Below are 26,747 nucleotides of genomic sequence, written 5' to 3' on the forward strand. Positions count from 1 at the left end.
TAACAATAGTGTGTTTTTTAATACTATTTTTCTTTGCCATGTTGTCTTAAAAATTTTCTTAATAACTCTAGTTTATAAGGCTCAATGAGCTGCATAAGTATTTTTATAATATCATAAAGTTCATCTTCTTTAAACTTCTTAGATGAATTATGTGATTTAGATTTTGATGATTTTTGCTTATTATCTACTTTTTGCCTATTATCTACTTTTTGCCTACTATCTACTTTTTGCTTATTATCTGCTTTGGGCTTATTATCTACTTCTATTACATTCTCAGCATCAATAATTTCACCACTATAGTTTTCGTTTAATGAATTCAAGCTTAAATCATTTAAATCAAAATCCATCCCATCTAAGTTCATATCACTAAAATCCATATTTCCTAAATTATTTAGAATAGAACCTATGTCTAAACCACCAAACATATCTTCAAAATTTAAATTTTCATTTCCTCCATCTCCACTCTGATTATTAAATAAATCTCCTAAAACACTTTGAACTGCATTTATATCGCTTTCAGTTATATTTGCAAAGATATTTTCCAATCCACTGAAAGGATTTCCATTTCCTTGATTTCTGTTAGTATTATTAACATCATTATTATTAATATTATTAAATAAACTACTCAAATCATTTAAATTAAAATTATTCTGCCTATTATTATTTCCACTTCCCATAAATGTTGACATTAAATTACTTATCATATCTCCATCGTAATCATTCCCGCCTCCACCTCCGCCTAGAGTAGTTAGTAGCGTTAATAGACTATTTCCTAGATTTCCACCCATAAAATTATTAGGATTTCCACCCATAAAATTATTAGGATTTCCACCCATAAAATTATTAGGGTTTCCACCCATAAAATTAGGATTATTCATTTGATTCATAGGATCTGCTTGATTCATTTGATTCATTTGATTCATAGGATTTGTTTGATTCATAGGATTTGCTTGATTCATTTGATTCATTTGATTCATTCGATTCATCGGGTTCATTCGATTCATTCGATTCATTTGATTCATTTGAGCATAATATTTACAATTTTCACATTCATATCTATCTCTTTTTCTACGATGTTTATGCTTTCCCACAAAATCACCTCTTTGATAATTAGGAGGGTATATTTTTTCCCCTCCTATATTTAGAAACTATAGCTATAATATTTTAAAAAGCAATCCACGTTGTCACATGGACTGCTAAAAACTCTTATCTCTTTATAAACCACCCCTCCTGGGCCATGGCTTTACATTATAAATCTTCTTTCGTTAAAACCCATTAACAACAGCATCTTCTTGCAATTGGAAATCTGCATCCACATGGTGAGTTAAATCTACCAATAAAACCACCTCTATTAAATCCACAGAAGAAGAAAATTAGTACTAAAATCATAGCAATTCTACCTTCTATGTGTTTAGTATTTAATAGATTTCCTTGATTTAAAATTACTATTATTAGTAATATTATGCATGGGTTACATTCATTTATACTGCCACACATAGTATCAGCTCCTTTTCAATTAGCAACAACAACTATCTTCTTAGACGTCTACGTCTTCTGCCTCTTCCATCCTTACCGTCACAGCAGCAGCAGCAATTATTTCCGAATCCGAAATTTCCAAATCCAGAATTTCCGAATCCAAAATTTCCAAATCTTCCATTACTACAACATAACCAGAAAAGGAATAACAATGTTAAAGCGTTTCTACTAGAGTTATCGTCACAATCACGTGTATTTAACAAGCGTTGATTTAAAAATATTAGTATTATTAATATTATAGTACATGGGTCACAGCCAAATCCACATCCTCTATTTCCATTTCCCCATCCAAACATAGTTCATACCTCCATTTGAATCTAAGTTTTGTTCTAAAATTTCTATAACTTTTGTTTTATTTATATATTTTTCTTTAGAATCTTCTATTACAGAAGATGATTAGTATTATGATTATAAACCATATGCCACATCCACCGAAGCCACAGCCGCCTCCGAAGCCATTTCCAAATCCAAATCCGCCATTTCCAAATCCAAATCCGCCATTTCCAAATCCAAATCCGCCGTTCCAGCCACCAAAGCCGGTGTTACAGCAGCATGGATTACAGCAACAGCAGCAGCAACAATCTTTTTCACGACGTTTATCACGCTTACGGCCTTTACCACGTTTATCGTCACAACAGCAACAACATGGGTCACAGCAGCATGGATTACAGCAACATGGGTCACAGCAACATGGGTCACAGCATGGGTCACAACATGGATCACAACAACCTCCAAAGCCGCCTCCAAAGCCGTTTCCAAAGCCGCCTCCCCAGCCGCCAAAGCCGCCATTTCCACCACAGCCACAACAGAATATTAAGAATATGATGATTATTAGGAATATTCTTCGTCCTCCGAAGAACCCCCTATCCCTATCACAACATTCCCCATCTTCTCCTTCTGGAACATTAATATTTGACATTAGGTTTAATAAAGAGTTGATATCCATATATTTTCTCCTCCTCTTATAGATTATTTATATATCTTTTGTATATTACATAATATGGTTTATTAAATGTTTTGACACTAATTTGTAGTTAATTTACAAATTTACTATCTTATTAGATTTATTGAATTTTTTCTTTTGTTTTCTAATAACATACTATTAAATAATCTTAATTTTTGTTACAATAAAACTTTTTCTGTAAGTATTGGAGCATATTATAAGATATCTTAAAAAACACTAATTATTGTGTTAGAGCCTATTCTATTAGTAGAACTTATTGATATATATAAATCATTTAAAAAATTAATATATAACTAAATATAGCTACACTCTTGAGTATTTCAATTTGCAATTCACAATGCAAAATTCACAATTAAGGTTGAAATTAATTCTTTATGAATTAATTTCTTAAACTAATTTTTACTAGCAATGTATTGCTAGTTTTTTATAAAAAGTGATTGTATCACTTCAAAAATAAATAATTCTAAATTTCTCAGTAAAAACTAAGAAATCTGGAATTATTTAATCGTAACGGCGAACAATGTTCGCCATATATTATTGAATAAATATTAAACTATAAGACGTATTAAAGAGAATTAGCAAACACTGTTCACATCTACAATAAAACGCTAGCAATTGTAGGCTCTCCATAGTATTAGTTAAATTTATTAGTATTGTTCCGAGCTATACTGCACCTCAGGGAACCCTTATACAATTGAGAATTAACGATTGACAATGGAGAATTATTGATACTTCTCTTTTATAAGAGAAGTTCTAAATTTATTTCTTTTTAAAGTGACACAGTCACTTTTATTGAAAAATCTATTTAAAGAAATTGATTTGTAAGAATTAATTTCCACCATAATTGTCAATTTTCCATTCTCAATTCTCAATTGATTAAGTTCCCCTGAGGTGGAAAACTAGCAATTGTATTGCTAGTTAAAAAATCCATTAAAGAAACTCCCAAGAGCTACTATTATTAAGGAACTTTCTTTTCTAATAAATTTTTTTTGTTTCTTTAAGTATTATTTTCTTTTAAACATTAATTACCTTAAAAATAAAAAAACCAATAATATTATTGGCTTTTAAAGTTACGATTTATTTAATTAAATTTATCAATAAATAAATAAATTGTAGTCATTAAATTTAAAGATAGATGAGCTATAACAGCGTACCAGTAACCTTTTTTGTGAATTAAATAACAAGTAACCATACTTACTGTAAATAAAACTAAAAATGCAGTTAAACTAAAATGTACTAAGGCAAATATTATACTAGTTATTATGCTAGCTAATATAACTCCAATTCTCTTTTTTAAAAATTTCTCAAATATTAAATATCTAAATACAAATTCCTCCAATATGGGTGCAAATATTACAGTTGAAGGCACTGCTATAAAAAAGCTTAATAAATCATAATCTGATAATATTGTAACTACTTCTTGCTCCTTCAATTGAATACCTAAATTTCTTAATATCCAACTCCATAATATTGATGCAGATATCATCATAATATATGATATAATTCCATATTTAAAAGCAGAGAATATGTCTATAGTTTTTATAGAAAATTCATATCCATAATAGTCATCTAAATTTGATTTTTTCATATGTATTATTAATATTATTACTATAATAAAAGGATATAAATTAGCTATCATCGATGGACTAATTAATACTAATAATGTATATATTAAAGTAAAAAAAATGTTTTTTATTGAAAATAATTTATAAATTCCCCTCTTATAACTATATTCATATATAAATACAAAATAAGGTAAAAAATAAACTAGCAGTAAAATTAATATATTAACTAATAATTGCAACCTACTACCTCCTATTAAAATTAATTGATATTAGTATACTCTATACTATTTATATAATAAATAACAGTTAACTAACTTCTTTTAGAATAAATAGTTATGATAAATTTTAAATAAAATATTATTTTTTGAAATTCATTAATAGCCTTCTCATATATCAATAAAAAGATAAGGATTTTCTAAAAAATAGTTAACAATATTTTTAATATACCTTAATAAAGGCATATACTTAAACTGTATATGCCTTTATTATTATATTTCTATTCCCTTAAATAATTCCTCTAAAAGGTCTTCCTTTCCTTCTTTCTTTAAAGATGAAAAGAAAAGAAGTGGCTCATCTTTATCCATTTTTAACGTTTCTCTAATTAGTTTATTGCTTTTAAAAAGTTCATTTTTAGTTAATTTATCTTTTTTAGTAGCAACTACCACTACACCATATCCATAATGCTTTATCCATTCATACATTGATATATCGTCATTTGTAGGTTTATGCCTTGAATCTACCAACAATACAACCTTTTTAAGTTGTGGTCTATTAACTAAATATTTTTCCATCATTTGGCCCCAAGTTGCCTTTTCACTTTTGGATACTTTAGCATATCCATAACCAGGTAAGTCTACAAAATAAAATTCATTATTAATTATGAAAAAGTTTATTAATCTAGTTTTTCCTGGTGTACCACTTACCTTAACCAACTTTCTTCTATTTGTTAAAGTATTTATAAGTGATGATTTTCCAACATTTGAACGACCTACAAATGCAAATTCAACCCTATTGTCTGTAGGATATTGCTCTGGTTTTACTGCTGATATAGTGAATTCTGATTGCTTAATTTCCATTTTTCATCTCTCCAATTAATGCATTTTCTAATACATCATCTACGTTCTCCGCTATTATAAAGTTTAATTTGTTTTTTAAAGATTTTGGAAGCTTTTCAATATCTCTCTTGTTATCCTTAGGTATAATAATTGTATCTATACCCATTCTGTAAGCTGCTAAACTCTTTTCTTTTAATCCACCAATTGGAAGCACTCTTCCTGTTAAAGTAACCTCACCAGTCATAGCCACATTATGTTTAACTTTTTTATTACTTAATGCGGATACCATTGCTGTTACCATGGTTACACCTGCTGATGGTCCATCTTTAGGTACTGCCCCTTCTGGTACATGTATATGAATATCTTTATCCTTGTAAAAATTTTCTTCAATGTTAAAGTGTTTAGTATTTGTTCTTACATAGCTATATCCGGCTTTAGCAGATTCTTTCATTACATCACCCAATTGTCCTGTTAATTGAAGTTTACCATTCCCCTCCATAACAGTTACCTCTACTGGTAATGTATCTCCACCATATCCAGTCCATGCAAGTCCAGTTACAACGCCTATTTTATCTTCTTTATCTAAATCATCATAACTATAAATTTCTGGACCTAAATACTTTCTAACATAGCTTGTAGTTATAGCTACCTTCTTTTTATCCTTTTCTACCATTTCAGTAATAGATTTTCTTATAACAGAAGATATTTTTCTTTCTAAATTTCTAACTCCTGATTCTCTTGTATAGTTCTCCACTATACTTCTTATGGCAGAATCATATATTTTAATTTGTCCTTCTTCCATATTATGCTCTTTTAATAGTTTAGGAATTAAATGATCTTTAGCAATAAAAAATTTCTCTTCTGGTGTATATCCCGTTACTTCTATTATTTCCATTCTATCTAATAATGGTCTAGATATAGTATCTAAGGAGTTTGCCGTTGTTATAAATAAAACTTTTGACAAATCAAAATCTAGTTCTAAGTAATGATCTCTAAAAGTTGAATTTTGTTCACTATCTAAAACTTCAAGTAATGCATCTGCAAGGCTTCCTCTATGATCCGCGCCCATTTTATCAATTTCATCTAATAAAAATAATGGATTTTTATATCCTGCTTCTTTCATACCATTTATAATTCTACCTGGTATTGCACCTACGTAAGTCTTCCTATGCCCTCTTATCTCAGCTTCATCTTTAACTCCACCTAAACTCATTCTTACAAACTTACGTCCTAATGCATTAGCCACAGATTTAGCAATAGAAGTTTTTCCTACTCCCGGTGGTCCTACAAGGCAAAGTATAGGCCCCTTTAAAGTTCTACTTATCTTTCTTACTGCCAGATATTCTATTATTCTTTCTTTAACATCTTCAAGTCCATAATGTTCATCATTTAACACTTTTCTAGCATTTTTTATATCTAAATTATCTTTAGTTAGCTTATTCCATGGAAGCTCTAATACCCAATCTAGATAATTTTTTACAACTACTGCTTCCTGTGTATGAACTCCGCTACTCTTTAATCTATTCAGCTCATAAACTGCTTTTTCTTTAACTTCTTTAGGCAACTTATTTTTATTAATCTTGTCTTCGTATTCTCTTATTTCTTTACTTCCTTCGTCTTCTTCACCTAATTCCTCTTGTATTACTTTAAGTTGCTCCCTTAAATAATATTCTTTCTGAACCTTTCCAATTTTGCTCTTAATTTTAGTTCCTATTTTCTTTTCTAATGTAACAACTTCAATTTCATTTTCTATAAATATAAGGAGCTTTTCTAAACGCTCTTTAACATCTATAGCTTCTAAAAGTTCTTGTTTTTTGTTCTGCTTTAACATCATATAAGAACCTACTGTGTCACAAAATCTACCATAGTCCTCTTCATCTTCTAAATCTATCAGAACTTCTGAACTCATATCACCTATAAGCTCTAAATACCTATCAAAAGCTTCTTCTATAGATGTTACATATGCCATACATTCATTATCATTCTCATATTGTATGTCTTCAATTATTTCAACCTCAGAATAAATTGAATCTTCTTCATCTATATAGTTTACTATCCTTGCTCTTGACAATCCTTCCACCAGAACTCTCATGTAGTTTCCTGGCAATTTAACAAACTGTTTTATATTGCACACAGTTCCAACCTTGTATATATCTTTTTCTTCTGGTTCTTCAACCTTAGCATCTTTTTGAGAAACTAAAAATATTTTTTGATCCTTTGACATTGCTTCTTCAAGGGCAAGAATTGACTTTTCTCTTCCCACATCAAAATGTAAAACCATATATGGAAAGATATTTACCCCTCTTAGAGGAATTAAAGGAAGCTTTTTAATATTATTCTCCATTTTTCTCCCCTCATTTCTATAATTAATAAAATGATTTTTTTAATTTATTTAAAAAAGTATATAGCTAGACTTATATATTATACCTATAAAAAGAAATTTTTTCAATTAATAATAATCATTAAATTAATTTAGGCTATGTATTTAATACATAGCCTAATATTTACATATCTGCAGACTGAGCTGTAAGAATATCTACTCCATTTTCCACTGGAATATTTACAACATTCTCCTTGACTAAAGCTTCTTTTATTACTTCTTCTATATTGGTTACTGCAACAATTTTTACGCCTTCTATATCTTTAAAACTTTCTTGCCAGTTTTCTTTTGGTATTATTACTTTTGTAACTCCTGCTTTCTTAGCTGCATGTATTTTAGCATTTACTCCGCCGATAGGCTTAACATTGCCATGAATGGAAATCTCTCCTGTCATAGCAACTTTATTGTCTATAGCTACCCCTGTTATAGCGCTATAGATAGCAGTTGTTATGCTAATACCTGCTGAAGGTCCATCTACTGGCGAACCCCCTGGAAAGTTTACGTGTATATCATATTTGTCAGTATCTATGTTAAAAAATCTTTCCAGTACTGTTAAAACATTTTCTACAGAACATCTAGCAGTACTCTTTCTTTTTATTTTTTTATTATGCCCACTGATCTCCTCTTCTTCTACAATTCCAGTAATTTTAATTTTTCCCTTTCTTAAATTTACTGCTCTGGCACTAGCCTCTATCTCCATTACAGAACCTATATTTGCTCCATATACTGCTAATCCATTTACAAAACCCACTTGAGGACTTTCCTTTATTTTTTTATTTGGTCTTGGTGTATATTGACCGTTCTCAATAACCCATTCTATATCACTTACTGTTACAGTATCTCTATTTTCATTAATAGCGATTCCTGAAGCTAATTGTATTAAGTTGACTGCATCTCTTCCATTAGTAGAATATAATCCTACTAATTCACAAGCTTTTTCTTCAAGTAATAGTCCTATTTTTTTCATAGCATTATTTGCTATTATTTCTATTTCTTCTGGCTGCAAAGCTCTAAAGAAAATTTCTACACATCTCGATCTAATAGCCGGTGCTATTTCTTCAGGGCTTCTAGTTGTAGCGCCTATTAACCTAAAATCCGCTGGTAATCCATTATCAAATATTTCTTTTATATAACTAGGCATATTTTGATCTTCTGAATTATAATATGCACTATCTAAAAATACTTTTCTATCTTCTAAAACTTTTAATAACTTATTCATTTCTATAGGGTGTAACTCTCCTATTTCATCTATAAACAGTACACCCCCGTGTGCTTTAGTAACAGCTCCTGGCTTTGGTTGTGGCACACCTGCAACTCCTAATGGCCCAGCCCCTTGATATATAGGATCATGCACCGAACCTATAAGTGGGTCAGCTATACCTCTTTCATCAAATCTAATAGTTGTAGCATCTATTTCTACAAATTTAGCCTCTTCTTTAAAGGGAGATGTTTTTCTTCTTTTAGCATCCTCAAGGACTAATCTTGCAGCTGCAGTTTTTCCTACTCCTGGAGGTCCATAAATAATTACATGTTGTGGATTAGGCCCACAAATAGCTGCCTGAAGTGCTTTAATTCCTTTTTCTTGGCCTATTATTTCTTCAAAGCTACTAGGTCTACTTTTTTCTGTTAAAGGCATAGATAATGATATGCTCTTCATTTTTTTTAATTTATCTATTTCTTTTTGATTTTCTTTGTTAATTACAACCTTATTGCTTTGCTGACCCTTTAAAGCATTAAAAAAGTACAACCCTATTATAATTGTAAAAACCATTTGTATTCCCATAGTAAAGAATAATAATTTATCGCTCATAAATAATTTAGCTTAGATTCTATAAAATTAAGCTAATCCTCCTTTCATTAGATAAATTTTCCAGATAACTTTTAAATATATTACTATTCTTTACAATTGCACAATTTTATATTCCATAATGTAATAAAAAAGCATTTTAAATTATAAATAATTCCTTATATATAAGCTTTAAATATTATAAGATGAAATTATAATTTATTTTTTCATTATTTAGCACAATATTTAACCAACTGTTTATGTAAGATTCTTAACATAACATAAAATTTCTAGATTTTAATTTTGTTATAATTTCAAAACATCACCTTAAAAGTACTTATATTAAAAAAAGTTTAGTCCTAAATCAAAATTATTTTAGGACTAAACTTTATTTTCATATTCTATATTACAAACTTTAAATAAAAGCTTACATAAATTTTAACTTGAGGTACATTATCCTGTATTAAGCCGGCTCTGAACCTCTTTTAACCTTATTTTTAGCTTCTAATTTTAATGGAGCTCTCTTTCCACTTTCAGCTATTACGAATTGAGGTTTTTTATCTTTCACTGACTCTTCAGTAATAATAACTTTTTCTACCTCTTCTCTTGAAGGAATTTCAAACATAATATCCTTCATAGTTTCTTCTATAATAGCTCTTAATCCTCTAGCTCCAGTATTTCTTTTAATAGCTTCTTTAGCAATTGCTTTCAATGCAGCTTCATCAAAATCTAATTGGACATTATCCATTTCAAATAATTTTTTATATTGTTTAACAAGAGCATTTTTAGGTTCACTTAATATATTAACTAAAGCATTTTCATCTAAAGCCTCTAATGTAACAACTATTGGTAATCTTCCTACAAACTCTGGAATTAAACCAAATTTTAGTAAATCTCCAGGCATTATCTCTTTTAGTAATACTCCTATATCTATATTTTCCTTAGATTGAACTTTGGCTCCAAATCCCATAGAGGATTTTTGTGTTCTTCTAGTTATTATTTTTTCTAAGCCATCAAAAGCTCCTCCGCATATAAACAGTATGTTTGAAGTATTAATTTGAATAAACTCTTGATGTGGATGCTTTCTTCCACCTTGAGGTGGTACTGATGAAACAGTTCCTTCTAATATTTTTAACAATGCTTGTTGCACACCCTCACCAGATACATCACGGGTAATAGAAGGATTTTCTGATTTTCTTGCTATCTTGTCTATTTCATCTATATATATGATACCTTTTTCTGCTCTTTCAATATCGTAATCAGAATTTTGAATTAATTTCAATAATATATTTTCTACATCTTCTCCGACATATCCTGCTTCTGTTAAGGTAGTAGCATCTGCAATAGCAAATGGTACATTTAACATTTTAGCCAAGGTTTGAGCAAGAAGTGTTTTACCTGAACCTGTTGGTCCTAGAAGCAGTATATTACTCTTTTGAAGCTCAACATCACTTTCACTTATATTTGAACTAATTCTTTTATAATGATTGTATACTGCAACAGCTAAAGATTTTTTTGCATCATCCTGCCCAACTACATATTGATCAAGATATTTTTTAATCTCGTCTGGTTTTGGTAGTGTTTCCATGTCAATTTGAACATCATCTTCTTTTTCATCTATGATGATTTCAGAGCATAGTTCTATACATTCATCACATATATAAACACCTGGACCAGCTATTAGTCTTCTAACCTGTTCCTCGCTTTTACCACAGAAGGAACATTTGAACTTTTTCTTTTCATCATTTCTTGGCATGTCTACACCTCTCTAACTGCTATTTCTTTTTAAATTCATAAACCTCATCGATTAATCCATACTCTTTAGCTTCCTCTGCGGTCATGAAATAATCTCTTTCGACATCACTTTGAATTTTTTCAAGTGATTGGCCTGTATTTTCACTTAATATTCTATTTAAAGTTTCTTTTGTTCTTAATATTCTCTTGGCATGAATATCTATATCAGTTGCCTGACCTTTAAATCCACCTAATGGTTGGTGTATCATTATTTCACTATTTGGAAGTGCAAAACGCTTTCCTTTTGCTCCAGCAGATAATAAAAACGCTCCCATTGAAGCAGCCATACCAGTACAAATTGTTGATACATCTGGCTTTATATAATTCATAGTATCGTATATAGCCATACCATCTGTAATTGAGCCTCCTGGACTATTTATATATAAATGTATGTCCTTATCTGGATCTTCTGACTCTAAAAATAATAATTGAGCCACAACTAAACTAGCAGTGGTAGCATTAACTTCTTCGCCTAAAAATATTATCCTGTCTTTTAAAAGTCTAGAATAAATATCATAAGATCTTTCGCCTTTATTAGTTTGCTCTATAACCATTGGTACTAAACTCATACAACATCCTCCTTTTTATATATTATAAATTATAGCACAAAACTTCTACTATTTAAGTTTATCCTTATAATTTAACTTTAATCCTATATATTTAAAATTAATTGCCAGATTGCTCTGGCAATTAATTCTCTTAAATATGTTTTATTATAAAATTTAGATAGCTTTGCTACTTTCAACTAACATATCTTTAACTTTTTCAGTAGTAACTTGAAGTTGTAAATACTCTTTTTGAGAGTTTATTAATAACTCAGCAGTTTTATCTGCCTCTGAAGCTCCGTAATACATTTCAGCCATTTCTTTAGCCTTAGCTTTAACTTCTTCTTCAGTTGCTGTTATATTTTCTACTTCAGCTATTTTATCCATAACAACTTCAGTTTTAACTTTATTTGTAGCAACTTCTTTCATTTGTTGTCTAAAACCTTCTTCACTTGTATTTGTGAATTGATAGTATGTTTGAATGTCTAATCCTTGATATTGTAATCTAGTTTCTAAATCTTTTAACATTCCATCTATTTCCCTATTTACCATAACTTCTGGAATATCAATTTTAGCATTAGCTACTGCTGCATTTATAACAGCTTCTTCATATTCTTTTTTTACTCTTAGTTCATTTGCTTCCTCTAAATTAGCTTTTATATCATTTCTATACTCTTCCAATGTTTCAAATTCAGAAACTTCTTTAGCAAATTCATCATCTATGGCAGGTAATTCTTTTACCTTAACAGTCTTAATTTTAACTTCAAATTTAGCTGGTTTTCCATTTAATTCTTCTCTTCCATATTGCTCTGGGAAAGTTACATTAACTTCTTTAAAGTCTCCAGCTTTTAAACCTATTAATTGTTCTTCAAAATTGTCTATAAATGTACCTGAACCTATCTCTAATTCATAATCTGTTCCTTCTCCACCTTCAAAAGCAACATCATCTGTAAATCCTTTAAAGTCAATAATAGCTATATCGCCTTTTTCTATGACTTTATCTTCTTTAACTTCAACTCTTGCATTTCTATATTGAACTTCTTTTAATTTATTTTCAACATCTTCATCAGTTACATTGTATTCATTTTTCTTAACTTCTAAAGCTTTGTACTCACCAAGTTCAACTTCTGGCATAACTGTTATCTCTGCAGTATATATGAACTCTTTTCCTTCTCCAATTTGAACTATATCTATTGATGGATAATCAATTGGATTTATGTTATTTTCTTCTAACGCTTTTGGATATGTATCTCTATATATCATGTCTATCGCGTCTTCAAATAATACTCCTTCTCCATAATATTTTTTTACTATATTAAGTGGAGCTTTACCCTTTCTAAATCCTGGTATGTTAAATTTCTTAGCATTTTTAGCAAAAGATTTCTTTAAAGCTTCATTAAATTTTTCAGCTTCAACGATTATTTCTAGTTTTACAACGTTTTTTTCTAATTTTTCCATTTTAACGTTCATTGTTTTCTTCCTCCTAATATCATAAATGAATATTAACCTAATAGATTATACCATACTTTCTTAATAATTACATAGATTAATTGTCATTTTTTTAATAACGCTAAATCCTAATATTGCAAATAATACAACTGACACCATTAATACATCTTACTCTAAAACATATAAATTGACATTACAAAATAATATAAATTGTAGAGTTTGTTTCAAATTATACAATAAATTCATATAAAATTACAAGTAAATTTACAAACTTTCCTATTAATAAACTATATTTCCTTCACCCTTTAAAAAATTCACCTTACCATCTATATTAATAATTAATCCTTTTTCTTCAATTTTTCCAAATTTAATATCTTTACCTGTTAAATTATAATAAGCGGTATGTTCTAAATTTTGTAAATTCATCATCCATACATATTGATTTTTATCCTCATTTATCCATGGTAAATAACTTATATATGCAATATTTTTTTCATCTACAAATTTTGGATTGCTACCCCATAGATATCCTGGGGTATATTGAAGTACAGACTCTTTAGAAAAAATTTCATTTTCTGTAGATACATATTCTTTTTTTGTTATTTCCTTTAAATCTCCATTTACATTCATTAAGAAGATTCGTTGTTCCTTTTTTTCTTCGAAAACAGCCTGTTTTCCTGAGGGACTAATATCACTCGTAGTATTTTCAGCATTGTTAATAGATATAATTCTCTTATCATTATTTTTATTCTCTATAACAAGTTTTACAGTAGCATTATCACTTAATTTAATTTCTTTCTCTTCTTGTAATGTCTTTTGCTTATTAGCTTCTTCTTTTAAATTTTCTTCCTCGCTTTTATTATCTATTTTATCTTTGTTATCTTCCTTGTTATTATTCGTAGCAGTTTCTGATTTTTCATCTTTATTATCTTTATTTTTATTATCTTTATTTAATATTATAGTATCCTTTATATTTAATAAGCTTTGTTTTATTGGTGAGCTAAATACTATAACTATAACAGCTGCAACAGAAGCTAAAATTAGCATTACATATCTTCTTCTTCTTTTCCTCATCTGTTTTTCGTAATTCTTACTAAACATGCTAGGTTTTCTTCTTCCCACTTGTCTTCCCTCCATACTCAGTATAATAGCATAAATAAAATGGAATATTATTTTTAAAGTATCCTTTCAAATAGCTATCTAATTCTACTCATTCTATTATAACTCATTTTTATTGGAATTAGTATTTTTTTATTAATTTACTGTAACTTATTATTACACATATTAGCTAAATAGTATAAATAACAATATAACATACAAATTATAACAGTTTAATATCTGTTTTTAATACCTTTTGACTTTTATTTTTATAGATTTTTTTATCCTTTTAAAACTGTATTAGTCAAAATACAAAACAGTTTTATTTTCATATGTTACACACTATTAATTTTTTTATTTTTCCTTCATTCATATTTTATGTTTACACCTCTTCTTTTTCAATTCTCTCTATGAAAAATGACATATTTTGAATTTTATATTTCAACATTACTATATCAGCCACTTTAGTATACGTTATCATGCATGAAAAGTAGTAATTATTATTTAAGTTTGAATATTCTGAAAATATAAAAATCTATTGAATTAGTTCTGTATTAGTAATACAATTATAACACAAGATAAAATAATTATTAATCGTAAATAAATACCGTTAAATAAATTTATATTTAACCTTATGCTGTTATAGTTAAATATAAGAACTGTTTTATTTTTTAAATTGTAATATATTAGGAGGAATAGTAAATGTTTAAACAATGGGAAGGCTTTAAAGGCGAGCTATGGCAAGAATCTATTGATGTAAGAGAATTTATTCAAAAGAACTATTCATTATATGAAGGTGATGATACTTTTTTAGTAGGAATGTCAGATAAAACTGCTAAGGTTTGGGATAAAACTCATGCACTAATAATAGAAGAAATAAAAAAAGGAATAATTGATGTTGAAGTTAATGAAATATCTGGAATTAATAACTTTGCTCCTGGATATATAGATAAAGCTAATGAAGTTATTGTTGGACTACAAACAGATGCTCCACTAAAAAGAATAGTTAATCCATTTGGTGGATTTAGAATGGTAGAACAATCTTTAGAAGCTTATGGATTTGAATTAAATGAAGAAATAAACAAATATTTCCCTAAATATAGAAAAACTCATAACCAAGGTGTTTTCCATGCTTATACTGATGAAATAAGAGCAGCTAGAAGTGCTGGATTATTAACTGGTCTTCCTGACGCTTATGGAAGAGGAAGAATTATTGGTGATTATAGAAGAATTGCACTTTATGGAATGGACTTTTTAATTAATGAAAAGAAAAAAGATTTAGCTGAACTTAAAGGACCAGCTTTAGATGACTTAATAAGACAAAGAGAAGAAGTTAATGAACAAATTGCAGCTATGGAAGATATAAAAGCTATGTCAGCTTCTTATGGAATAGATATTTCAGAGCCTGCTAAAGACGCTAAAGAAGCTGTACAGTTTACCTATTTTGCATATTTAGCAGCTATAAAAGAAAACAATGGTGCTGCAATGTCATTAGGAAGAGTTAGCACATTCTTAGATATATATATTAAAAGAGATTTAGAAAAAGGTATTATAACAGAGATAGAAGCTCAAGAAATAATTGATCAATTTGTTATAAAGTTAAGAATAGCTAGACATTTAAGAACTCCTGATTATAACGATCTATTTGCTGGGGATCCGAACTGGATAACAGAAGCAATTGGTGGAGTTAGCGTAAATGGTAAACCACTTGTAACTAAGACATCATTCAGATTCATGCATACATTAATTAATCTAAACCCTGCACCAGAGCCAAATATGACAGTTTTATGGTCAGAAAAATTACCAGAAAACTTCAAAAAATATTGTTCAAAAATGTCAATCGAAACTGGAGCAATTCAATATGAAAATGATGACATAATGAGACCAGTATATGGTGATGACTATGGTATTGCTTGTTGTGTATCAGCTATGGAAATTGGTAAGAGAATGCAATTTTTCGGAGCTAGAGCTAATTTAGGTAAATCACTATTATACGCTATTAATGGTGGAATTGATGAAAAAACATTTAGCACTGTAATTAAAGGTCTAGATAAGATGAGTGATGAAGTTCTTGACTACAAAAAAGTTAAAACTAAATTCTTTGAAGTTCTTGAATATGTGGCTGAATTATACGTTGATACAATGAATACAATTCACTATATGCATGATAAGTATGCTTATGAAGCTGGGCAAATGGCTTTACACGATACAAATATCAAAAGATTTATGGCTTTTGGAGTTGCAGGATTATCAGTTGTAGCTGACTCATTAAGTGCTATAAAATATGCTAAAGTTACTCCTATTAGAAATGAAGATGGAATAGCTATAGACTTTAAAATTGAAGGAGATTTTCCTAAATACGGAAATGATGATGATAGAGTTGATGATATTGCTGTAGAAGTTATTAAAAAATTCTCTGAAATGTTAAAGAAGCACAAGACATATAGAGATGCTGAACACTCATTATCAGTGTTAACAATAACATCTAATGTTGTCTATGGTAAGAAAACTGGTGCTACTCCAGATGGAAGAAAAGCTGGCGAGCCATTTGCACCAGGTGCTAACCCAATGCATGGAAGAGATGAAAATGGTGCCTTAGCATCATTAAACTCAGTTGCTAAAATTCCTTACAAGGAATCTTGTCAAGATGGAGTTTCAAATACATTCTCAATAATTCCTGATGCATTAGGAAAAACTGAAGAAGAAAGAGTTAGTAATTTAGTGTCTATAATGGACGGATATTTCGGACAAAGTGCTTTCCACTTAAACGTTAACGTCTTAAATAGGGAAACATTATTAGATGCTATGGAAAATCCAGATAAATATCCAACATTAACAATTAGAGTTTCTGGATATGCTGTTAATTTCAACAGATTGACTAAAGCTCAACAATTAGAAGTTATAAGCAGAACATTCCATGAATCAATGTAATTAATTTAAGTAGAATTACCTATACTAATATAGGTAATTCTACTGTATTAAAAAAGCTATTAACTTTAATCTAATGGTTTTTTTAATACAACTATATAAATGCCTAATTAAGGAGAAGATATTATGGTAAAAGGAAGAATTCATTCAATTGAAAGCATGGGACTTGTAGACGGTCCTGGTATAAGAACAATAGTATTTATGCAAGGATGTAAATTAAGATGTGCTTATTGTCATAATCCAGACACCTGGAGTTTGAATGGTGGCAATGAGATGACCTCTGATGAAATAGTAAAAAAAATTATTAGATTTAAACCCTACTTTAAAAATTCAGGTGGTGGAGTAACATTTTCTGGGGGAGACCCTTTATTTCAAGATGAATTTCTACTTGATATGTTGAAACAATGCAAACAGCATGGAATACACACTGCCATTGATACCGCTGGTTATGGACATGGTCATTATGATGAAATATTAAAATATACAGATTTAGTTCTACTTGATATAAAGCATATAGATAGCACTGGTTATATTAAACTAACAGGACAAGATACTAAAGATGTTAACTTATTCTTAGAGGCTCTTAGAAAAAGCACCACTAGAGTTTGGGTTAGACATGTAATTATCCCTGATCATACGGATTCTAAAGAGCATATAGAAAAAATAGCTAAAATAATAAATGAAGAAATTCCAAATGTGGATAAAATTGAACTTCTTCCCTATCATCTATTAGGAGTAAATAAGTATGAAGCTTTGGGTATGAAATATAAATTGGAAGATGTTCCAGCTATGGATAAAGAAAAAACGAAAGAATTAGAAGCCTATTTATATTCTCTTGTGGATTTAGATAAAACTAATATAAAAGTATCCTAACCTAATAATATGAAAAAGGTTTAGCTCTAAAATAGTTTTCAATTTAGAGTTAAGCCTTTTTTTATATTAAACCTCTAACTCGCTCCTTTTCCAATTAATTATATATGAAAAAGTAATTTTATTCACTTATTACATTTTTTTCCACATTATCCACAATTTTATCCACATTTTGGTAATAATTATCATTTATCAATCATATAATATTTGATATTTACTTATTAATTACTTTATGAGATAATGTAACCATTATATATATTTTGAATTATTTCTCGCTATATTGAAGGGGGACAAGCTAATGAGACTAAACACTAAGGCTTTTGAAAAATTCATTGAAGAACACCAAATACCTATGAATAAAGGAATGAATATAGATGAATTTACTATCTTCTCTTTTCCTGAGAAAATAACTGTTCATGGTGTTGAAAAACCAGTTTTAGGTGGAGGAACAGAAAAAAGAGCGGTTATAGCTTTAAGAGATGATGATACTCTAGCTGATATATATGTATTTCACATAACAAGTACACCAAGTGATGAAAATACAAAAATTAAACTTTATAAATTANNATAAATTATTTAATGATTTAAATTCTACTTATAAATATGTTTCTTTCTATGAAGATCAAAACGTAGTCAGTGCAAAAGCTTCCATTCCTTTCAACAATAATTTTGATGCTGAAATTGTATTTGAAACTTTATCTGTTATTTTCCAAGCAGTTGAAGCAGAATACGAAGGAATAATGGATACACTAAATTTAAAGCCTAAAAAAAGTAAAATTATTGATTTAAAATCAATGCAATAGTTTTAAAAGCCCATACCGAAATGGGCTTTTATTTTGTATTACATAATATATAAAAATATAATAAAATACTAAATATATTAAATATTATTGGAGGATAATATGTTAAAAGAAAACAAAACAATTTTATATCTTATCATAATAAACTTAGCCCTACTAATGATTTTCTTATTGACTAAAGTAGACTTTATTTTTACACCTTTAGTTAGTTTAAAAGATGCTGTATTAATACCAGCTATTTTAGCTATATTTTTATATTATATATTAAGACCTATAAATAGGTTTCTGAAATCTAAAAATATTTCTAATGGATTAGCAACAACAATAACTATAATATCTATATTAATATTGTTGATAGGCATATCCACTTATGCTAGTTCTACCATAGCAAAAGAAAGCTCAAGCTTAGTTACAAATCTTACTGTAAGTATTCAAAACTTATCAGAAAAATATAATTATTTATATCCGAAACTCAATGAATTATTAAAAATTGATGATATTCTGAAGAAAACCGCATCTTTTATAACTAGTTCATTTTTAGATATAAGTATAGGGGTTGCAGGCGTAGTAGGTTCTGTAAGTAATTTTTTTGCTCAATTAATACTTATTCCTATTATTATGTTCTATATATTAAAAGATGAGTACAAAATTTATAATTCCTTTGTTAAAATATTACCTGTAAAGATTAAAAGCTTTATAATAAAAATCGCTAAAGAAATAGATACAGTACTTAAACAATATATAACAGCTCAGATGATGGTTGCCTGTATAATAGGTATATTGATGTTTATAGGATATTTGATAATAAGAATGCCTAATGCTTTTGTATTAGCTTTCTTCGCCTTTATAACTTCATTTATTCCATTCTTAGGCCCTATATTAGGAATATTTCCTGCTTTAATAATAGCTCTAGGAATGGGTTTTCCAATGGCTGTTAAAATAGGTATATTAGCAGTAATTGTTCAACAACTTGAAGGCAATATAATAACTCCTAATATAACAGGCAATCAGCTTCATATGTATCCACTTACAACAATTATAGTAATTACCGCAAGTGTATACTTAGGTGGATTTTTTGCAGCCTTTGTAGCAGTACCAATATATAACATTATTAAAATATTAGTTAAAAATATTTATCAATACTATATTCGATCTAAACAAAGATCTAAAGACATAGAAATATCAAATTAAACCAAAATATTTTATAATTAGAATTTATTAAATAAAAAGATGTGACAATGTCGCATCTTTTATTTATATACATATATTTACTTATTAGCTTGCACATTTTTCACAAGGATTGTTTTTTCCTTGATTTTTAGCATCTTTTAAACTACCCTCTAATATATTTTTACTATTTGATAAAGTGCTACAATCCTTCTTGTAGTGATATGCCTTTCCTTTAGGTGTAAAGTATACTATTTTACTAGAATTATTACTTTTATTAATAGTATTCTTATCACCTTCATTTTTTGTTTGGATATTATTTTCTTCTTTATTTTTTCTTACTCCCTCTTTATAGCTAGCTACTGATTTATTAAAGGTTATTTTCTTTCCATCACTAGTAGCTACAATTGTACCTTGCTCATCTGTTCTATAAAGTTTTATATTTCTTTCTTTCATCTTTTTTACAGTTTCAATATGGGGATGTCCATAATCATTATTCTTCTCACAAGTTATTACTCCATATTTAGGATTGACTGCATCTAAAAATTTATCTGAGGAAGAAGTTCTCGATCCGTGATGCCCTAATTTTAAAACATCTGCGGTTAAGTCACTTTTCTTATTTAAAATATCCTGCTCTGAAGGACCTTCTGCATCTCCTGTAAATAAAAATGTGTTATTTCCGTATTTCATCTTTAAAACTATTGAACTATCATTAGCATCTTCATAATCTTTTATAGGTGCTAATATGGTAAAAGTAGCTTCTCCTAGTTTAAAGCTATCTCCCACTTTAGGAGCTGTAAATTTTAATGACTTTTTACTAGCAGCTGTTACTACATCTCTATAAGTCTTTGTAGTAGAAGTTTTTTTAGGCATAAAAATCTTTCCTATTTCAAAGCCGTAAATAACATCATCCATAGCACCTATATGATCTTCATGAGGATGTGTACCTACTAAATAATCTATTTTAGTTATATTTCTTTTTCCTAGATAATCCTTAATAATCTTTCCATCATCATTATTACCAGCATCAATAAGCATTGTAGAGTTACCCTGTTCTATTAAAATGCTATCTGCTTGCCCTACATCAATAAAGTGCACTGTAAGTTTCCCCGTAGAATCTGCAACTACATCTTCCTCATTTCCTTCTTCTAAAGATATTTCTGCACATCCAATTAAAAATATAGAAGTCATTATTAAAATTATAAATATAAATAAGTTTTTAATTTTAAAAATTCCTTTCTTCATTTGTATCCCTCCTAATTTCCTTAGTTTTTATGAACTTAATTTTTCAACTTTTCTTTTATTATACATGAACATTAAAAATCCAGCTAAAATTATAACTACATATCCTAATATACTTAATAAATCTGGAATTTCTCCTAGTAAGAACATTCCTAATAAAGCTGTAAAAATTATATTTGCATAGTCATATATAGATATTTCACTAGCTGGTGCATATTTATATGATACTGTTAATGAAAATTGTGCTATAGAAGCAAAAACTCCTGCTCCTAGTAATGTTAATAATTGATTTAAAGTTAAAGGTTTATATACCATTATCATCAAAGGAAGATTAAATAATATAGACACAAAAGAAAAATAGAAAACTATAGTATAATATTTTTCTTTATCTCTTAAAAATCTTACAAATGTATATGCACCTCCCGCAAAAGCTGCAGAAGCAACACCTATTAATGCAGGCATTATATTCATGTTAAAGGATGGCTTAATTATTAATAAGCTTCCTAAAAAAGCTGTAATTATTGCAGCTAATTGAACCTTAGTTATCCTTTCTTTTAAAAATAAAGCAGAAAAAACTATAACAAAAAAGGGACTTAACTTATTTAACATAGAAGAGTCTGATAATACCATGTTATCTATACAATAAAAATATAATATTACCCCTAATGTTCCTAATATAGATCTACCTAATAGATATTTCTGATTTTCCTTTTTTCCAAAGAAACTTTCCTTGTTCTTTATAATAAGTACTAAAGCAACAACGCAACTAACTATGTTTCTAAAAAAGCTTTTTTCAACGGAAGGTACGTCCCCTGCAATTTTAACTAAAAGGCTCATTATAGCAAAGCAAAAAGATGCTAAAAGCATATATGATATTCCCTTTGTTTTATTGTCCATAACTTCACATCCTTTCTTTTGTACTATATTAATTTTATCTTACAACGACTTTTTTTAATAGTGTTAATAATTTATTCTAAATTTTTAAACATTTAAGTAACAATTCAATTTTTTAATACAGATATTTAATATTAGACATTTTTAAAAAGAAAAAACTTACAAGCATAAGCTGTAAGTTTTTATGATTATTATTTTACTGTTATTCTTCCTTTACTTTGTCTTATTATACCACCTACTGTAGGAATCAATTTACTTTCTATATATTTTAACTTATGTTCATCATCTTCTATATCAATATTTTGTATAGCAAAAGCTAAGGCTTTAAAAATAGAATTAATTTGATAAGGGGTAAAATTGAAACTCTCTATAGCTCCATTAGCACTATTAGAAATCTTTTCACAGATTTCACATAAAAACATTATATAAAATTGTTTATCACCCTTGCTCTTAGCATATTCAATTTGTGCCTCAATATTATAAGGATACCTCTCTTCAATCTCATATTTATAAATAGTATATTGTCCGTAACGAGTATCTTCCATATAACCCCTCCCGAATATATTTATAAATAACCTCCAAAAGTTCTATATATGATGTATAAAAAATATAATGTTCCTATACCTAACATAGCCCACATTATAGGCTTACAATTTATTTTTTTCTTTTCATTTCTACATTCTTCTAAATCTATCTGGTCTAAAGAATCCTCTATATCTATCAAAGTTTTTGAATTTTGCTGTTCTCTCATTAATAAATCCTCCTTTATTATGAACTTATGAGGATTTCTTTATAAGTAGAACTATTGAATTTACAATGCACAGTTCGCAATTCACAATTATGGATATTTCTCAGCAAAAGCTGAGAAATTTAAAATATATAAGTATAAGATAAGATATATATCTCTTATCTTATACTTGACTATTTTTTATCTTATTTTATTTTTCGTTTTCTCTTATTTTAATTAATGTCTTTAGTTCTTCTAAATCCTCTAATGTTGCCTTATTTCTTATAAAGCTTCTTGCACTAGAGCGACTTTTTAAATAACTAGCATATTCTCTGTTTTTCTTTTCCCAATTTTGATTTGCTAAAGTTTGCCTCGTCTTTTCCATTATTAAATCACCTTTTAAACCATTTAGTAAATATCTTAATTGTAGCTAATAACATTATAGGTATCCCAATTAAATCTAATAACCCTGCTCTACTAAAGCATGTTCTTCCTAACCATGTTATTGTAAAAAAAATTACTACTAATTCAGTAACTTCTATTTTTCTTTCCATTCAATTTTAGGTGTGCTATAATTTATTCTATAGGAAGGAGTTCTATCTCCTTTCCTCAAGTTATTTAGAACGCTTCTTTTTGGACTTAGGGGCGTTCTTTTTATTTTGTTGATTTAGACTTTTTATCGTTAGTATTGCAATCACTATTCCTAACAATTTTAACACTAAATCTAATAGATCAATTAGCACAGCCACGGGATCACCTCCTTAATTATATTATACTACGTGTAGTAAACAGCTACAAGAATTTTTAGTAATTTTTATAAAATATTGGTAATTAATATATCCTATTCCCAAATATAGCTTGTCATACTTTTATTTAAAAATAAAAACTAAATAATTATTCATATATATTTTTTTTGCTACATACTTTCCAATCTTAAAGACTATATATTTCTAATGCAATTTAAACATTATATAAAAGAAATATTAAAATTAAAAAGAGCTCTCAATGAACTCTTTTTAATTAGATTTCCAAAATATTAAGTATATATTTTTAATATTTCTTATTAATATCATTAAGATATGAACTAATAGTATTTGATTTATTATTAATTGAATGTATATCGAAATATTTGAACTAACAATTATAATAAATTTTTCTATAAATAAAATAATTAATAATATTATCTCCGCAAATATTGAATAAGTTAAATCTATAATTAATATCTGAAATAAATATACAGGATTATTGTTAAATTCATAATCTAAAGAAGTTCTAGATTTTAATTCTTCAATATTTTTACTACTACTAACTAATAAACTGAAATATGCCATACTGAAGCTAATAAAAAGGGCCATTACACTAATTAAAGTATTTATGTTATCATTTTATAATGTAATTGTGTGATAAGGAATAAAGGTGAAAATTTATGAAAATAGGTAAAATTGATGATAAAGAACTAAAATTTGCAGTAATAAGTACTGTATATCAAGGAAAATGGGTTTATGTAAGACATAGTGAAAGAAGCTCTTGGGAGATTCCAGGAGGTCATAGAGAACTAGGAGAAACTATTGATAATACCGCTAAAAGGGAATTGTTCGAAGAGACTGGTGCAAAACAATTTAATATGAACCCTGTTTGTGATTATTCAATGAATGATTCCAATGAAAAAGTGTTTGGAAGACTATTCTTCTGTGAAATAAGTGAAATGGGTATTTTACCAATTTCAGAGATTGGGGAAGTAAAACTATTTGATGAACTCCCAAAAGATCTAACCTATCCTAAAATTCAACCATATTTATATGAAAAAACATTACCTTTGAAATGTAGCATATAGGTATCTAATATGAAAGTTGAAAATATACTCTGAAAAATAAATCTTCTATAAAAATAGTTTAACCTCTTAAAAATTAATAATCAAAAATAAAAAATTTAAGAAGAAATCCTCTTTAGCGAATTTTTGTTTATTCTATTATAATCTAATAATTAATGTTATAATTTACATTAAAATGTTTTATCATAATAGTTGTATTATTAAAAAAGAAGGTGTTAAAAATGAATATTCGTACAGTGCAAGAGTCTGATTATATCGAAATTATAGCAGTAATAGATGCTTGGTGGGGTGGAAGACATATGAGTGATATACTACCTAGATTATTTTTTAACCATTTTCAAAATACTAGTTTTATAGCAGAAGAAAATGATAAAATTATAGGATTTCTAATTGGTTTTATATCACAGAGTTATCCAAATGAAGCATATATTCACTTTATAGGCATTCATCCAGATTATAGGAAATCAGGAATTGCAAAAGAATTATATGAATTGTTCTTTAATACAGTAAATAAACTAGGTTGTACTACAGTTCATTCTGTAACATCTCCTGTAAATAAGGGGTCTATAGCATTCCATAAAAAAATGGGATTTGAAATAAAAAAGGGAGATAATGAGATTGATGGAATTTCTGTATCTACAAATTATGATGGCAATGGTGGAGACAGAGTATTGTTCATAAAGAAATTATTAGGTTAAAATTGGAGTAGTTATAGGTATAAAACCTATAACTACTTTTTAATCATACGTTTAAAACAAGGGTTCATGTACATATGCCCGCTCATCTGTGCTGTAACTTAAATCAACTGTTATATGATTTCTATCAATTGCTTCACTTGAGATAGTTGAAAAATTTATATTTAAACTATATATTTTTTATTACTTCTTATCGTCAATTGTTATAGAATTATTTATTTCTATAATCTTCTTTAACTTCACATATCCAACAAAGCTTAATATCATTGATGGAATGACAAATATAATATACATAATAAAAACAGCTCCACCTACCGCATATAAAATACCTCCTGTAAGTGCAAAGCCTCTTTTATTTGAAAAATATGCTATCCAATTAAAAATTGTTGCTAAAACAACTAAAATTATGTGTGGTGTAACTAGCGCTGTTGCTATAGCTGCCCCTACAATTTCTGTACTTTCTTTACTGCCAAATATTCCACTACTAAAATGTGATATAATATATATTGAATATAATAAACCTAATATTGCTGAAATTAATAATATTTTAGAACGCTTAACTTTCATAATATCCCCCTTTTTTATAAAGTAATATATTCAACTATCTCCCTATATCATTGTAATATAAAGAATGTTATACATTCAACCATATTTGTACATATTATTATAAATTTTACTTTTTTATGAGCTTTTTCACTTTAAATATGCATATAAATAAAAAGAAAGAAAAATAACTTATGTCTTGATGTTAACTTTATAATACTATCCTCTTAATTTATATAAAAAAAGAGTCTTATTTAGACTCTTTTTTTATAGACCTATATTTTGAATTAGTTCTCTCTTCTGGATTTATATAATCATAATCACCATTTTCAGTTTTTTTTAATCCTAATGATGCCATTTGCTTTTTAGTAAATTTACGTTTATTAGTCATATATCTTCCTCCTTTTATACTGTTAGAATCACCATATAAAAATAATCTATTCATTTAATTGTTTTCAGGATCTATTTCTTAAATAAAGCTAAATTATAAGGTAATTTTACCCTCTGAAAAACTTATATTTATATTATGTCCCTTTGCCTTTTGTTAAGCTTAGTGATATAATTTTCATATCCCTCATATAGGGATATGAAAGGAGCAAATTATATGCATAATCATAATCATCCACAACAAAAAAATGTAATTAATAGGCTCTCTAGGGCTATAGGTCATTTAGAAGCTGTAAAGCGCATGGCTGAAGAAGGTAGAGATTGTAGTGAACTGTTAATTCAAATATCTGCCGTCCGTTCTGCCATAAATAATGTTGGAAAGATAATACTGGAAGATCATATCAATCATTGTGTTATAGACGCTATAGAAACGAATAATACAGAAGTTCTTAATGATTTTAAAAGCGCCCTAGATAAATTTCTAAAATAAA

At 28.1% G+C, this 26,747-nt stretch carries 27 protein-coding genes; 6 read left to right on the top strand and 21 right to left on the bottom strand.

What is annotated here, in order from left to right:
• Positions 1-23 precede the first annotated feature (23 nt).
• The 12 genes from B3603_RS01435 to B3603_RS01490 form a co-directional block, all read right to left on the bottom strand.
• Entirely contained in the window at positions 24-1,091 is a 1,068-nt protein-coding gene (locus B3603_RS01435) for a hypothetical protein (RefSeq protein ID WP_291559856.1), read from the bottom strand.
• A gap of 184 nt (positions 1,092-1,275) precedes the next feature.
• Positions 1,276-1,497, bottom strand: a complete 222-nt coding sequence (locus B3603_RS01440) for a hypothetical protein (protein WP_039631595.1) — start codon at positions 1,495-1,497, stop codon at positions 1,276-1,278.
• Positions 1,498-1,529: 32 nt separating this feature from the next.
• The gene (locus tag B3603_RS01445; RefSeq protein ID WP_291559860.1) at positions 1,530-1,832 is read right to left on the bottom strand and encodes a hypothetical protein; all 303 of its coding nucleotides are present in this window, start codon (positions 1,830-1,832) and stop codon (positions 1,530-1,532) included.
• Positions 1,833-1,906: 74 nt separating this feature from the next.
• The gene (locus B3603_RS01450; protein ID WP_291559862.1) at positions 1,907-2,482 is read right to left on the bottom strand and encodes a hypothetical protein; all 576 of its coding nucleotides are present in this window, start codon (positions 2,480-2,482) and stop codon (positions 1,907-1,909) included.
• A 1,099-nt stretch (positions 2,483-3,581) separates the two neighbouring features.
• Complete coding sequence (locus tag B3603_RS01455; RefSeq protein WP_291559865.1) at positions 3,582-4,088, bottom strand: CPBP family intramembrane glutamic endopeptidase; 507 nt, start codon at positions 4,086-4,088, stop codon at positions 3,582-3,584.
• Positions 4,089-4,553: 465 nt separating this feature from the next.
• On the bottom strand, positions 4,554-5,141 hold the full coding sequence (yihA, locus tag B3603_RS01460; RefSeq protein WP_291559867.1) for a ribosome biogenesis GTP-binding protein YihA/YsxC: 588 nt from the start codon (positions 5,139-5,141) through the stop codon (positions 4,554-4,556).
• Positions 5,131-7,464, bottom strand: a complete 2,334-nt coding sequence (gene lon / locus B3603_RS01465; protein ID WP_291559870.1) for an endopeptidase La — start codon at positions 7,462-7,464, stop codon at positions 5,131-5,133. Before lon ends, yihA begins: the two co-directional genes overlap by 11 nt.
• 160 nt (positions 7,465-7,624) lie before the next feature.
• Positions 7,625-9,310 carry an ATP-dependent protease LonB gene (gene lonB / locus B3603_RS01470; protein WP_291559872.1) on the bottom strand — a complete coding sequence of 562 codons (1,686 nt, stop codon included), beginning with the start codon at positions 9,308-9,310 and terminating at the stop codon, positions 7,625-7,627.
• 439 nt (positions 9,311-9,749) lie between these two features.
• The gene (gene clpX / locus B3603_RS01475; RefSeq protein ID WP_291559875.1) at positions 9,750-11,042 is read right to left on the bottom strand and encodes an ATP-dependent Clp protease ATP-binding subunit ClpX; all 1,293 of its coding nucleotides are present in this window, start codon (positions 11,040-11,042) and stop codon (positions 9,750-9,752) included.
• Positions 11,043-11,061: 19 nt separating this feature from the next.
• Positions 11,062-11,649: an ATP-dependent Clp endopeptidase proteolytic subunit ClpP gene (gene clpP / locus B3603_RS01480; protein ID WP_291559877.1), complete on the bottom strand. Its 588-nt coding sequence runs from the start codon at positions 11,647-11,649 to the stop codon at positions 11,062-11,064.
• 153 nt (positions 11,650-11,802) lie between these two features.
• Entirely contained in the window at positions 11,803-13,095 is a 1,293-nt protein-coding gene (gene tig, locus B3603_RS01485) for a trigger factor (RefSeq protein WP_291559879.1), read from the bottom strand.
• Positions 13,096-13,353: 258 nt separating this feature from the next.
• Positions 13,354-14,196, bottom strand: a complete 843-nt coding sequence (locus B3603_RS01490; RefSeq protein WP_291559881.1) for a hypothetical protein — start codon at positions 14,194-14,196, stop codon at positions 13,354-13,356.
• 678 nt (positions 14,197-14,874) lie between these two features.
• Here B3603_RS01490 and pflB point away from each other — a divergent pair.
• The 3 genes from pflB to B3603_RS01505 all read left to right on the top strand — a co-directional run bounded on the left by pflB (position 14,875) and on the right by B3603_RS01505 (position 19,961).
• Positions 14,875-17,103 (top strand): formate C-acetyltransferase, encoded by a 2,229-nt coding sequence (gene pflB / locus B3603_RS01495; protein WP_291559884.1) that lies wholly within the window; start codon positions 14,875-14,877, stop codon positions 17,101-17,103.
• Between the two features lie 123 nt (positions 17,104-17,226).
• Positions 17,227-17,973: a pyruvate formate-lyase-activating protein gene (gene pflA / locus B3603_RS01500; protein WP_291559886.1), complete on the top strand. Its 747-nt coding sequence runs from the start codon at positions 17,227-17,229 to the stop codon at positions 17,971-17,973.
• A gap of 899 nt (positions 17,974-18,872) precedes the next feature.
• Positions 18,873-19,961, top strand: a complete 1,089-nt coding sequence (locus B3603_RS01505) for an AI-2E family transporter (RefSeq protein WP_291559889.1) — start codon at positions 18,873-18,875, stop codon at positions 19,959-19,961.
• An 84-nt stretch (positions 19,962-20,045) separates the two neighbouring features.
• Here B3603_RS01505 and B3603_RS01510 read toward each other — a convergent pair whose 3' ends face one another.
• The 7 genes from B3603_RS01510 to B3603_RS01540 form a co-directional block, all read right to left on the bottom strand.
• A complete protein-coding gene (locus B3603_RS01510) occupies positions 20,046-21,182 on the bottom strand; it encodes a ComEC/Rec2 family competence protein (RefSeq protein ID WP_291559891.1) in 1,137 nt (378 codons plus the stop codon).
• Between the two features lie 27 nt (positions 21,183-21,209).
• A complete protein-coding gene (locus tag B3603_RS01515; protein ID WP_291559893.1) occupies positions 21,210-22,076 on the bottom strand; it encodes a DMT family transporter in 867 nt (288 codons plus the stop codon).
• A 188-nt stretch (positions 22,077-22,264) separates the two neighbouring features.
• Entirely contained in the window at positions 22,265-22,618 is a 354-nt protein-coding gene (locus B3603_RS01520) for a hypothetical protein (protein ID WP_291559895.1), read from the bottom strand.
• Positions 22,619-22,638: 20 nt separating this feature from the next.
• Positions 22,639-22,824: a hypothetical protein gene (locus B3603_RS01525; RefSeq protein ID WP_291559898.1), complete on the bottom strand. Its 186-nt coding sequence runs from the start codon at positions 22,822-22,824 to the stop codon at positions 22,639-22,641.
• A 187-nt stretch (positions 22,825-23,011) separates the two neighbouring features.
• A complete protein-coding gene (locus B3603_RS01530; protein WP_291559900.1) occupies positions 23,012-23,185 on the bottom strand; it encodes a hypothetical protein in 174 nt (57 codons plus the stop codon).
• A gap of 7 nt (positions 23,186-23,192) precedes the next feature.
• Positions 23,193-23,354: a hypothetical protein gene (locus tag B3603_RS01535; protein WP_291559902.1), complete on the bottom strand. Its 162-nt coding sequence runs from the start codon at positions 23,352-23,354 to the stop codon at positions 23,193-23,195.
• A gap of 60 nt (positions 23,355-23,414) precedes the next feature.
• On the bottom strand, positions 23,415-23,549 hold the full coding sequence (locus B3603_RS01540; protein WP_291559905.1) for a hypothetical protein: 135 nt from the start codon (positions 23,547-23,549) through the stop codon (positions 23,415-23,417).
• A gap of 677 nt (positions 23,550-24,226) precedes the next feature.
• On the opposite strand from B3603_RS01540, the gene B3603_RS01545 reads away from it, so the two are divergent.
• Together B3603_RS01545 and B3603_RS01550 are read left to right on the top strand one after the other, a co-directional pair.
• Positions 24,227-24,634, top strand: a complete 408-nt coding sequence (locus B3603_RS01545; protein ID WP_291559907.1) for an NUDIX hydrolase — start codon at positions 24,227-24,229, stop codon at positions 24,632-24,634.
• A 218-nt stretch (positions 24,635-24,852) separates the two neighbouring features.
• Positions 24,853-25,329: a GNAT family N-acetyltransferase gene (locus B3603_RS01550; protein ID WP_291559908.1), complete on the top strand. Its 477-nt coding sequence runs from the start codon at positions 24,853-24,855 to the stop codon at positions 25,327-25,329.
• Between the two features lie 180 nt (positions 25,330-25,509).
• Here B3603_RS01550 and B3603_RS01555 read toward each other — a convergent pair whose 3' ends face one another.
• Together B3603_RS01555 and B3603_RS01560 are read right to left on the bottom strand one after the other, a co-directional pair.
• Positions 25,510-25,893 carry a hypothetical protein gene (locus B3603_RS01555; RefSeq protein ID WP_291559910.1) on the bottom strand — a complete coding sequence of 128 codons (384 nt, stop codon included), beginning with the start codon at positions 25,891-25,893 and terminating at the stop codon, positions 25,510-25,512.
• A gap of 226 nt (positions 25,894-26,119) precedes the next feature.
• Positions 26,120-26,260, bottom strand: a complete 141-nt coding sequence (locus tag B3603_RS01560) for a hypothetical protein (RefSeq protein WP_163247953.1) — start codon at positions 26,258-26,260, stop codon at positions 26,120-26,122.
• 213 nt (positions 26,261-26,473) lie between these two features.
• Between B3603_RS01560 and B3603_RS01565 the strand changes: the two genes are divergently transcribed.
• The gene (locus B3603_RS01565) at positions 26,474-26,746 is read left to right on the top strand and encodes a metal-sensing transcriptional repressor (protein ID WP_291559915.1); all 273 of its coding nucleotides are present in this window, start codon (positions 26,474-26,476) and stop codon (positions 26,744-26,746) included.
• Position 26,747 lies beyond the last annotated feature (1 nt).

The sequence above is a fragment of the Clostridium sp. UBA2485 genome, assembly GCF_002341865.1.
In the GTDB taxonomy this organism is placed as follows: Bacteria; Bacillota; Clostridia; order Clostridiales; family Clostridiaceae; genus Clostridium_J.